The sequence below is a fragment of the Frankia sp. Mgl5 genome (assembly GCF_023242985.1).
In the GTDB taxonomy this organism is placed as follows: domain Bacteria; phylum Actinomycetota; class Actinomycetes; order Frankiales; family Frankiaceae; genus Parafrankia; species Parafrankia soli.
Map to the genome: position 1 here is coordinate 1 of NZ_JALKFY010000673.1, position 10,612 is coordinate 10,612.

The window sequence follows — 10,612 nt, forward strand, 5'->3', positions numbered from 1 at the left end:
CCTCTCGTCAGGAAGCCATCGGTTGGTGTGGTAACCCCGATTCTCCCTGCACGGCAGGCACCCGCTCACGTTCCAGCCATCTACAAACCCTCAACATCACCAGCTACTGGCGGATTTAGGTCAGACCCGGGAGCAGCCGGTGACCGGAACGACTACCGCCGCAACTATCCGGCCCCCAGGAGGTGGCTCCACTACCCGATTGTCGGGCATTGGCCACCCGGAAGGGTGGTGCGGCCCACCCATGCCCACTGTCAGGCTTGTGACCCAGCTCATCCGCCGTGACGGTTGTGATCCGGCTCCTTCAACAGGCGAGCAGGGAGGCTTAGGTGGAAATAGACGACGAAGATTAATTTCACCTCGATGGCAAGATGCCGATCAGCACATTCGGGTGAGGATCTAATATGCCCTTCAAACGCCGAAGCCACCCAGCTTCAGCACTCACGTCCTGGCCTTCGCACAGCGACCAGATTCAGACCCAGCACAAGCGGTCGGCCACACCGATGGCCACTTTCGCCACGATACCTTCGACCACGGATGCGTCAGGCATGACGGCCGGCAGCTACCCCGTTCCTCAGGCGCTAAAAAAGATCGTCTTCGTGGCCAGAATGGGCCAGTTAATTTCGCTCTCACATCTGGTCCAGATCCTTGGATCATTCACCCCTCCCATCGACCCGGAGTCACGGGAATGGCGTGCCCTCGAAGCTGACCTCGACACCTACCACCACGCCATACAGACCCACATTGATCTCGAGATGGCCCGTGCCGCAGTCAATGTAACCGCCAACGCGGTCATGCGGAAAGTTCCCGATTTCGTAGACAGTTTTAACTATGCTACACGAACGCTTTGTTCATCGAATTCGTCCTCGAACTCGACAGGTATGAGGTAGCCGATCGCGGAGCGTCTACCGGTTGTAGTAGATCTCGACGTACTCGAAGACTTCTGTGTGGACGTGGACGAGGGTATCGAACGGATGGAGGTGTACTAACTCCTTCTTGAGCGTGGCCCAGAACGATTCCGCGGTGGCGCCGAAACGGATCCCGGTGCGGCCGACGGAGTTCCGGATGTTGTTGTCGCGACAGAAGGCGACGAACTGGCTGCGGCCCGCGTCGAGTACTACTGTACCGCTTCGGCATTGTACTCCTGGGTGAACTTCCGGCGAGTTGATCCCGTCACGATCCTTCCCTATGCACAGTGAACCTCACGTTCGCTGTCCCCGGAAGCGGGATCGCTCCATGACGCGTTCTAAGCGGAGGCCGCGCTCGACCTCGCCGCAGAGCTCTACCTACCCGACACCGCCGATAACCGACGAACAAAAGGCGATGCCCCCTAGCTAGCCTCGCATTCCGCACATCACCTGCGTTGACCTGCGGCGATCACCAATAGCGACGTCCATTGCAACGCTCTGACCAGCAGCGATGCGGCATGTGCTGAGAACGGGGCTATCGTGGCGGCGGGGCAGGAGGTTAACGCTGTGCTGGCCAAGCCGCATGAAGGGGCGAAACCGTCGACGACCTCGACCGCTCAGCCCGCTTCCGACCCTGCGTCCCCCACTTCGGCAACACGGTTGCTCGCCATCGAGTGTCTAGCCGGTCTGGATGCGCTGACCGACGATCTGGTTGGCGCCGTCCACGCAGGCGACCGGCCTTGGGCCGCAGCCTACGACGCGGTGTCGGTGGATGATCTGCGTTGGGGCTGCGGCGCCTACCTACGGCGAGTCCTCGAACGGGTTGCGGGCGAGGTCTCGGATCTACCAGACGACGAGGTGGCGGTGGGCATCGGCCGCGCCCGGGCTGAGCAGGGCGTCCCGCTGGAGGTGATGTTGCGGACCTTTCGGCTGGGCGGGCGCGTCGTGTGGGAGGGCTTGCTGCGTGAGGCCCGGCGCACCGGGGCAAGCTTGGAGGTCATTGGCCCAGCGGCGACGGTGCTGTGGAGCATCGTCGATGGCATGTCCTCGTCGCTGTCCACGGCGTACCGGCAGATGCAGGGAGACCAGGTGCGCCGGGCCGGGCGACGGCGCCACGCGGTGTTCGAAGACCTCCTCGCCGGCCGTGCAGACGACGCGGCGTTCCTGCAGCGGGCAGCTGGCGAGCTCAACCTGCCCATCGGCGGGCGGTACCTGGTCGTGGTTGCCGCCCTGTCCGGTCAGCGGTCACCTGCCGGGCGCGCGCAGATGGTGCTGGACGCTCACCGCATCCGGTCGATCTGGCATGAACGGGCCGACACGGTCGTCGGGGTCGTCCCGCTGCCCGAGACGTCGTCCTTCTCGAGTCTGCCGTCCGATGCGGGCGCAGCGCTTGGCGGGCGTGCGGGCGCCGCACACGTCGATGGTGGCCTGGCCGCCGTTGCCCTGGGCCACAGGCTCGCCACCTTGGCGCTGAGCACAGTGCCCATTAACGCGTCGGGCATTGCGAGCATCGACGAACGTGTTCCGGAATCACTTCTCGTCCGCTCCCCAGAGTTGTGCCGCCGGCTCGTTGACACCCGGCTCGGCCCGGTGCTCGCCCTCCCCGATAAGGAAGCCAAGCCCCTCCTGGACACCCTCACCGCCTGGCTCGAGGCCGACCGGTCAGCCTCGGTGGCCGCCGAACGGCTCATCTGTCACCGCAACACCGTGCTGAACCGGTTGCACCGGGTCGCTGTCCTCACCGGACAGAGCCTCGACGGTCGGCGGACCTTCGTCGAGCTGTCGCTCGCGCTGAGCGCCCTGGAGCTTTCCGAGCCGCCCGCTTCCTGACGCTCCTCCGCTGGCGGGACGCCGCGATCCGGAGCGGGCGGGCGTGCGGGTCGGCGGATGGTGGGCGAGGCGGCGCTTGGGCGTGGCGCACAACAGCCGACCGCCAGCTCTGGGCAGCTCGGCATAGCCGCGGCGATCTGGATGAAGAATACTTCGACCTGACTGCGGGCGGTGTGTCTTCCCCTGCGGTGACCATCGTCGAAGGGTTCACCGGCATGCCGGATTTCGATCTGCTCGTCCTCGGTGGCGGACCCGGTGGGTACGTCACCGCGATCAGGGCCGCCCAGCACGGCCTCTCCGTGGGGTTGGTGGAGAAGGAACGCCCCGGTGGCGTGTGTCTGAACTGGGGCTGCATCCCCACCAAGGCGATGCTGCGCTCGGCTGAGGTGTTCGACGTGGTCCGCCGGGCAAGCGAGTTCGGGGTGCGCACGGGCGAGCCGACCGTCGACTACGACGCCGTCCGGCGCCGTAAGGACGACATCGTCAAGGGACTGACCGACGGCGTGGCGGGACTCCTGCGCGCTAACAGCGTCACCACGATCGCCGGCCATGCCCGCATGACGGGTCCGACCTCGGTCGAGATCCTCGAGGTCGGCGACGCACCGCTCGGGCCCGGGGGCCCCCTGTACGCCGCACCCCCCACGGGCACGACGGCCACCCGATCTGTCAGTGCCCGCGATGTCGTCATCGCCACAGGCTCGCGGCCCGCCGAGCTCCCGGTGCCCGGCGCGGACCTGCCGGGTGTGATCACGTCCGACGGTGCGTTCGGTCTGACCGAGGTGCCCGAGCGCGTCGTAATCGTCGGCGGCAGTGCTGTGGGAGCCGAATGGGCCACCCTCTTCGCCGAGTTCGGAGCCGCCGTCACCGTGGTCGAGATGCAACCGACCCTGGTCCCGGCCGAGGACGCGGCGATTGGCGCCGCCCTGGCCCGTTCCTTTCGCTCGCGTGGGATCGGTGTGCTCACCAGTTCGACCGTCTCCGCCATTGAGGCGGCCGGACCGCTGCGCGTGGTCGTGGACGGCCCGGAGCCCAGGTCGATCGAGGCGGATGTCGTCCTGGTGGGAGCGGGTCGCGTCCCCAACACCCGGGACCTCGGGCTCGACGCGGCCGGGGTCACCACCGACCGGCGGGGTTTCGTGACGGTCGACGACCGGATGCGGACCGATGTCGAGCACGTGTTCGCGATCGGCGACGTCACGGGTCGGGTCATGCTGGCCCACGTCGCCTCGCACCAGGGCCTCGTCGCGGCGGACGTGGTCGCCGGGCACGACCGCCGCATGGACTACCGCGTGGTCCCCGCCGCGACCTTCACGCACCCCGAGATCGCGAGCGTCGGGCTGACCGAGGCGGCCGCCCGGAAGGCAGGCACGGACGTCACCGTCGCCACCTTCCCCTTCGCAGGCCTGGGTCGCTCTCGTACGTTCGGCCGTACCGAGGGCTTCATGAAGATCGTCGCCGGTACGGCTCACGGCGAGATCCTGGGCGTCCACGTAATCGGTCCGTCTGCTAGCGACCTGATCACGGAGGGCGCGCTAGCCCTGACGCTCGAGGCGACGCTCGATGAGCTCGCGGAGACCGTCCACGCCCACCCCACGCTCGGCGAGATCGGCATGGAGGCCGCGCTCGTCGCGCTTGGCCTGCCCGTGCACGCGACCCCGCCACGAACCCGCTGACCCGGAGGGGACCTCATGGCCACCCGTACCGCCCGCCGCCGGAACGAACCGACGACGGCCGACCACGCACCGATCACCTCCGAGGACCCGGATACGCTGCGTCAACATCTGCGCCAGATGGCACTGATCCGCCGCTTCGAGGAGCGCGCGGCGCAGGGCTACACCCAGGCCAGGATCGGCGGGTACTGCCACCTCAACCTGGGCGAGGAGGCGACCGTGGTCGGGGCGATGGCCGCACTACGCCCCACTGACTACCTCTTCACGAACTACCGCGAGCACGGCTATGCGATCGCGAAGGGCATCGACCCGGGCCGGGTCATGGCCGAGTTGTACGGCCGCACGACCGGAACCTCGAAGGGCTGGGGCGGCTCGATGCACATGTTCGACACCGAGGCCCGCTTGCTGGGCGGATACGGGATCGTGGGCGGCCAACTACCGCTCGCCACCGGCGCTGCCCTGGCCGTCGCATACCGCGGGGACGATGAGGTCGTCCTCTGCCAGATGGGTGATGGGACCACGAACATCGGCGCCTTCCACGAGTCGCTCAATCTGGCCGTCCTATGGAACCTGCCGATCGTCTTCCTGGTGGTCAACAACGACCTCGGGATGGGTACGACGGTCGACCGGTCGTCGGCCGAGCCGGAGCTGTTCAAGCGGGCCTCGGCCTACCGGATGCACGGCGAACGCGTGGACGGCGTGGACGTGCTCGCCGTGCACGAGGCCACGGCGAGGCTGGTCGAGCGGGCCCGCACCGAGGGCCGCCCGGCACTGCTCGAGGCGGTGAGCAAGCGACTCAAGGGCCACTCCGTCGTCGACCCCGCCCGGTACCGCTCCGCGGACGACGTCGCGGCCGCCCGGGACGCCGACCCGCTGGTCCGCTTCCGCGCCGCTCTGGCCGCCGCGCGCGTCTTCGACGAGGCCGAGCTCGACACGGTCGTCGCCGAGGGACGGGCCGCCGCGGATGATGCGGTCGCCTTCGCCGCCACGAGCCCGCACCCGGACGTCTCGACGCTGTTCGACCACACCTACGCGACCCCGGTGGCCGGCGTGGCACGACGGCTCCCCGCCGACCCCGTCTTCTGACCCCACCCAGGCCGCACCCGTACCGCGAGGAGCACCCATGCCCGTCCTCTCCTACCGCGAGGCCCTGCGCAGCACGTTGCGCGAGGAGCTCATGCGGGACGACGACGTCTTCCTGATCGGCGAGGAGATCGGCGTCTTCGAGGGTTCGTACAAGATCACCGAAGGCCTGCTCGGCGAGTTCGGGGCTAAGCGGGTCCGGGACACCCCGATCTCGGAGGAGGGCTTCGTCGGGGCCGCGATCGGGGCGGCGATGCTGGGACTGCGCCCGGTCGTGGAGCTGATGACGATCAACTTCTCGCTCATCGCCATCGACCAGATCGTCAACCATGCGGCGAAGATTTACGGGATGTTCGGCGGGCAGACGAGCGTTCCGATGGTGATCCGCACGCCGGGCGGCGGCGGCCAGCAGCTCGGCGCCACGCACTCGCAGAACATCGAGCTTTACTACGCGTTCGTCCCGGGCCTGAAGGTCGTCGCCCCGAGCACCCCGGCCGACGCGAAGGCTCTGCTGCGAACCGCGATCCGCGACGACGATCCCGTGCTGTTCCTCGAGAACCTCGCGCTCTACAACGTCAAGGGCGAGGTGCCCGAGGATCTGCCGACAGCGGAGATCGGCCGAGCCGCGGTGACCCGACCGGGCACCGACATCACCCTCATCGGCTACTCCCGGATGGCGGCCGTCGCCCTCGAGGCCGCCGAGAAACTGGCAGCCGAGGGCGTGTCAGCCGAGGTCGTCGACCTGCGGTCGCTGCGCCCGCTGGACCGCGAGACACTCGTCCACTCGGTGCGCAGGACCGGATGCGCTGTCGTCGCCGAGGACGACTGGCTCACCTACGGCATCGGGGCCGAGGTCGCCGCCTCGATCTCCGATGGCGCCTTCGACCACCTCGACGCGCCCGTGCGTCGCGTCGCTGCGGCCGAGGTGCCGCTCCCCTACGCCAAGTCGCTCGAGGACGCCGCGCTGCCGTCCGTCGACTCGGTCCTCACCGCGGCGCGCGAGACCCTGCACGCCGTCGGCCGCCGCTGACATCTCCGCCGACCGACGCCGAGTACCCGAGGAAGGGCCATGCCCGAGATCACGATGCCCCGCCTGTCCGACACGATGGAGGACGGCGTGGTGGCGCTGTGGCGCAAGCAGGTCGGCGACAAGATCACCAGTGGCGAGGTACTCGTCGAGGTCGAGACCGACAAGGCAATCATGGAGCTCGAGGCGTACGACGACGGCGTCCTGGAACGGATCCTCGTCGATGAGGGCGGCCGAGTGCCGATCGGCACTCCCATCGCGGTGATCGGCGACGGGACCGGCTCGGCGTCGTCCCCCGACTCGTCGGGCAGTCCGGCGTCGGACACCGCCCCCGGCCCGGCCGCACCCGCCTCGACCACCTGCGGGCGGACGGACACCACAGGCGGTACTGACGGCGCCAGCGCTCCCGCCGACGGCGCGGGGGACAGCCGTGCGGACCGTCCCCGCTCCTCGCCGCTGGCCCGCAGGATTGCGGCCGAGCGGGGCGTGGACCTCGCCAACATCGTCGGCACGGGCCCCGGGGGGCGGATCGTCCGCGCCGATGTGGAACACGTGGTCGACACCATACCGAGCAACGGCATCGTCCTGCCCGAGCCGGCGCCCCCGGCTTCGAACGGAACCCCGACGGCACGCGACGCCGCGCGGTCACCGGCGCCCGAGACGGATGTCGACGAACTCCCCCTGTCCGGGATCCAGCGGGTGGCCGCGAAGCGGCTGACCGAGAGCAAGCAGCAGGCCCCGCACTTCTACCTCACGCGCGCAGTCGACATCACGGCACTCACGGCCTTCCGCGCGACCCTCAACGAGACGCTGGCCGCAGCCGGTGGAGCCAAGCTGAGCGTCAATGACCTCATCGTCAAGGCCGTCGCGACGACGATCCGCATTAATCCGTCCGTCAACGTGTCCTTCGGCGGGGACGTCCTGCGCCGGCACCGGCGGATCAACCTGGGCGTCGCAGTTGCGGTGGAATCGGGGCTGGTGGTGCCGGTCATCACCGACGCCGACCGGCGGCCGGTGTCTGAGATCGCCACGGTCGGCCGGGAGCTCGCCGAGCGCGCCCGCGCCGGCCGCCTGCGACCCGCTGACATGAGCGGTGGCACCTTCACGATCTCCAACCTCGGGATGTTCGGCATCGAGCAGTTCGCCGCCGTCATCAACCCGCCCGAGGCCGCGATCCTCGCGGTAGGCACCGCCACCCAGGAGGTGCGGATCGTCGACGGCGAGATGGTGGCGCGCGTGATCCTGCGGCTGACGCTGTCTGCGGACCATCGGGCGATCGATGGCGCGACCGGCGCCCGGTTCCTCCGGGACCTCGCAGGAGTGCTCGAGACCCCGCTCCGGATCGTCAGCTGAGGGAGATCCGCCCGCACCGCAGCAGCCAGCTCGCCGACGCTGCGTCCCGCAGCGCCGAGGGCATCGATCCCCACGCACCGATCGGGCCGTCCTCACGATCTCCCACCCGGCCATCATCGACCAAGCCCCGCCCGGCCGTCACCGACACCGACACGATCTTCTTCTCCCAACCCCGCCCCGGCCACAAGATGGTACCTGTCTCACCTCATGTTGACAGGTAGGGCCAGGAGGTGGCTCCACTACCCGATTGTCGGGCATTGGCCACCCGGAAGGGTGGTGCGGCCCACCCATGCCCACTGTCAGGCTTGTGACCCAGCTCATCCGCCGTGACGGTTGTGATCCGGCTCCTTCAACAGGCGAGCAGGGAGGCTTAGGTGGAAATAGACGACGAAGATTAATTTCACCTCGATGGCAAGATGCCGATCAGCACATTCGGGTGAGGATCTAATATGCCCTTCAAACGCCGAAGCCACCCAGCTTCAGCACTCACGTCCTGGCCTTCGCACAGCGACCAGATTCAGACCCAGCACAAGCGGTCGGCCACACCGATGGCCACTTTCGCCACGATACCTTCGACCACGGATGCGTCAGGCATGACGGCCGGCAGCTACCCCGTTCCTCAGGCGCTAAAAAAGATCGTCTTCGTGGCCAGAATGGGCCAGTTAATTTCGCTCTCACATCTGGTCCAGATCCTTGGATCATTCACCCCTCCCATCGACCCGGAGTCACGGGAATGGCGTGCCCTCGAAGCTGACCTCGACACCTACCACCACGCCATACAGACCCACATTGATCTCGAGATGGCCCGTGCCGCAGTCAATGTAACCGCCAACGCGGTCATGGCCGCTCACGCTTCCGCTGCGTATGAACAACGCGGCACCCAGGGGTCGAGCCGATCATCTTCGGCCCGGCCGAGTTTATGGCGTCGATGGACATGCCGTCGCTGACGGTGGGCGCGCTCAACCCGGACTATAACGGTGACCCGTTCCATTACGTCCTGTTCAAGATTCTGGAGGGCGCGCGGCCTGCAGGCGATCGACGGGCCGTTCCTGCAGATCCGGGACGTGGACAGGTTCCGCGCCGTGGCGAAGAGGTCGGTCGCGCTGGGGTTCGACGGAAAGTGGGTACTTCACCCGGGCTAGATCGAGGCGTCGAACGAGATCTACACGCCTCGGCAGGAGGACTACGACCACGCCGAGCTGATCCTAGACGCCTACGCGTGGCACACTTCGGCTGAGGGTGGTCTGCGTGACGCAGTCATGCTCGGTGACGAGATGATCGACGAGGCGAGCCGGAAGATGGCCGAGGTTATGGCCGGCAAGGGGCGCGCCGCCACGTTCGAAACCCCCACCAGGTGATCTTTCGCTCCCCTCTGACGGACCACCTCGTCCGGTGACCGCCACCCAAGCCCCGGGATGCGGGCCCCACCGGGCGAGGTGGTTCCTACCGTAACGGCAGGGCCTGTAAAAGTAGCGGCTCTGCCGCACATCCGGTGGTGACTGTGCGTTAACCGAGCAGGATGCGGTGGCGGAGGAGTGGGAAGCCGGCTCGGCCGTGCATCTGGCACATGATCTTTTTGGTCTTGGTGTTGACGCCTTCGGTGCCGCCGTTGCTGTAGGGCAGGGTGAGGGCGTTGTTCACGGCGTGCCGGTCGAGGTCGAGGCCGCGGGTGTAGGCATGCAGGTGAGGCAGGTCGGCGGCCCGCGCGGTGGTGATCCAGACAGTGAGGACGTCGTCGTTGCCGTCGGCGGGGGCGAGTAGCGCGGCGAAGCCGCGGACCAGGTCCGCGAGGGTGGTCATCTCGGGGCAGGCGGCGGTGAGCTGGTCGAGCCGGTCGCACTGGGTGTCGGTGAGGGCAGCGGGCCTGGTGAGCAACAGGCGGGTCAGGGCGCGTGGGGACATCGCCGGCTGGTCGCCGTCGAGCCGGCCCTGGTTGATGTAGCGGACGAGCAGGTTGGGGCTGCCCGTGTAGCCCTGCGCTCTCTGATCTCGTGGAACAGGCGCAGGACCGGGACGGCGGGTTCCTCGGCGCGGCGGCGCTTGAGGTGGTCGCGGTAGGGGTCGACCAGCGTCGGGCGGAACGCCGGCGCGCGGATCAGCCGGTCGGGCTCGGGGACGCGGGCATAGCGCTTGACGGTGTTGAGGGAGAGGTTGAGCCTTCGTGCGCAGTCAAGCGTGCTGACGCCCTGGTCGAGCAGGTCGTGGACCTGGTGCCAGCGTTCCCGGGTGGTCTGGGCGCGAGGTCCGTCGGTGGGCGGCGGACCGGCTTTCGCCCAGCAGGCGCTGTGCGCGGCGACCTCCCGGCGGACGGCCTCGGCGAGGCCATGCCACAGATGCCACCGGTCTCCCACCTGCCGGGCGTCAGGCAGGACACGGCGGACGCCCTCGGCGTAGGCACCCGAGCCATCCCGGCAGACGACCTGCACGCCGGGATGAGCGCGCAGCCATGCCTCCAGGACGTCAGCGCCCCGACCGGGCAGGACGTCGACGCGGCGGCGGGTCTCGATGTCGATCAGGATCGTGGCGTAGCGGTGACGGCGGCGCAGCGCGAAGTCATCCACACCCAAGACCCGCGGGACCTGCAACGGCGGCACGGGGAGACGGAGCAGGCAGCGCAGCGCGGTGTCCCGTGACAGCCGTACCGACAATGCGCCCAGGACCCGGGCCCCGCCGCGGCCTGCGAGTTCCCGGACCACCGCGCCGACCTGGGCCGCCAGCCGGACGGTGCGCCGCTGGTAACGCTC

Annotated in this window: 9 protein-coding genes and 2 pseudogenes; 8 read left to right on the forward strand and 3 right to left on the reverse strand. The window is 68.3% G+C overall.

Features of this window, described 5'->3' with window-relative positions:
• Positions 1-401 precede the first annotated feature (401 nt).
• The gene (locus tag MXD62_RS22410) at positions 402-887 is read left to right on the forward strand and encodes a hypothetical protein (RefSeq protein ID WP_248831448.1); all 486 of its coding nucleotides are present in this window, start codon (positions 402-404) and stop codon (positions 885-887) included.
• Between the two features lie 15 nt (positions 888-902).
• On the opposite strand, the gene MXD62_RS38860 is transcribed toward MXD62_RS22410, so the two are convergent.
• Positions 903-1,193: an IS3 family transposase gene (locus tag MXD62_RS38860; protein WP_251082124.1), complete on the reverse strand. Its 291-nt coding sequence runs from the start codon at positions 1,191-1,193 to the stop codon at positions 903-905.
• A gap of 279 nt (positions 1,194-1,472) precedes the next feature.
• Between MXD62_RS38860 and MXD62_RS22420 the strand changes: the two genes are divergently transcribed.
• From MXD62_RS22420 to MXD62_RS22440, 5 genes are all read left to right on the forward strand, one after another.
• On the forward strand, positions 1,473-2,735 hold the full coding sequence (locus tag MXD62_RS22420; RefSeq protein ID WP_248831449.1) for a CdaR family transcriptional regulator: 1,263 nt from the start codon (positions 1,473-1,475) through the stop codon (positions 2,733-2,735).
• Between the two features lie 215 nt (positions 2,736-2,950).
• A complete protein-coding gene (gene lpdA / locus MXD62_RS22425; RefSeq protein WP_248831450.1) occupies positions 2,951-4,408 on the forward strand; it encodes a dihydrolipoyl dehydrogenase in 1,458 nt (485 codons plus the stop codon).
• Positions 4,409-4,423: 15 nt separating this feature from the next.
• Positions 4,424-5,491, forward strand: coding sequence for a pyruvate dehydrogenase (acetyl-transferring) E1 component subunit alpha (gene pdhA / locus MXD62_RS22430; RefSeq protein ID WP_248831451.1), 1,068 nt, complete (start codon positions 4,424-4,426; stop codon positions 5,489-5,491).
• Between the two features lie 37 nt (positions 5,492-5,528).
• Positions 5,529-6,518 carry an alpha-ketoacid dehydrogenase subunit beta gene (locus MXD62_RS22435; protein ID WP_248831452.1) on the forward strand — a complete coding sequence of 330 codons (990 nt, stop codon included), beginning with the start codon at positions 5,529-5,531 and terminating at the stop codon, positions 6,516-6,518.
• Between the two features lie 39 nt (positions 6,519-6,557).
• Positions 6,558-7,868, forward strand: a complete 1,311-nt coding sequence (locus MXD62_RS22440; protein WP_248831453.1) for a dihydrolipoamide acetyltransferase family protein — start codon at positions 6,558-6,560, stop codon at positions 7,866-7,868.
• On the opposite strand, the gene MXD62_RS22445 is transcribed toward MXD62_RS22440, so the two are convergent.
• The gene (locus tag MXD62_RS22445) at positions 7,861-8,022 is read right to left on the reverse strand and encodes a hypothetical protein (protein WP_248831454.1); all 162 of its coding nucleotides are present in this window, start codon (positions 8,020-8,022) and stop codon (positions 7,861-7,863) included. The two genes, MXD62_RS22440 and MXD62_RS22445, sit on opposite strands and share 8 nt — an antisense overlap.
• Before the next feature lie 295 nt (positions 8,023-8,317).
• Here MXD62_RS22445 and MXD62_RS22450 point away from each other — a divergent pair, with 295 nt between their 5' ends.
• Both MXD62_RS22450 and MXD62_RS22455 read left to right on the forward strand, forming a co-directional pair.
• A complete protein-coding gene (locus tag MXD62_RS22450; protein ID WP_248831456.1) occupies positions 8,318-8,815 on the forward strand; it encodes a hypothetical protein in 498 nt (165 codons plus the stop codon).
• Positions 8,749-9,226 (forward strand): annotated as a pseudogene (locus MXD62_RS22455) (CoA ester lyase); the annotation flags it as partial. The gene MXD62_RS22450 and the pseudogene MXD62_RS22455, both read left to right, overlap by 67 nt.
• Before the next feature lie 148 nt (positions 9,227-9,374).
• On the opposite strand, the pseudogene MXD62_RS22460 reads toward MXD62_RS22455, so the two are convergent.
• Positions 9,375-10,612 (reverse strand): annotated as a pseudogene (locus tag MXD62_RS22460) (ISL3 family transposase); the annotation flags it as partial.

What these genes read in the sequence shown, in the direction of transcription:
- MXD62_RS22410 (WP_248831448.1), top strand. Translation starts at nt 402, where the DNA reads ATGCCCTTCAAACGCCGAAGCCACCCAGCTTCAGCACTCACGTCCTGG.
- pdhA (WP_248831451.1), top strand. Translation starts at nt 4,424, where the DNA reads ATGGCCACCCGTACCGCCCGCCGCCGGAACGAACCGACGACGGCCGAC.
- MXD62_RS22450 (WP_248831456.1), top strand. Translation starts at nt 8,318, where the DNA reads ATGCCCTTCAAACGCCGAAGCCACCCAGCTTCAGCACTCACGTCCTGG.
- MXD62_RS22435 (WP_248831452.1), top strand. Translation starts at nt 5,529, where the DNA reads ATGCCCGTCCTCTCCTACCGCGAGGCCCTGCGCAGCACGTTGCGCGAG.
- MXD62_RS22440 (WP_248831453.1), top strand. Translation starts at nt 6,558, where the DNA reads ATGCCCGAGATCACGATGCCCCGCCTGTCCGACACGATGGAGGACGGC.
- lpdA (WP_248831450.1), top strand. Translation starts at nt 2,951, where the DNA reads ATGCCGGATTTCGATCTGCTCGTCCTCGGTGGCGGACCCGGTGGGTAC.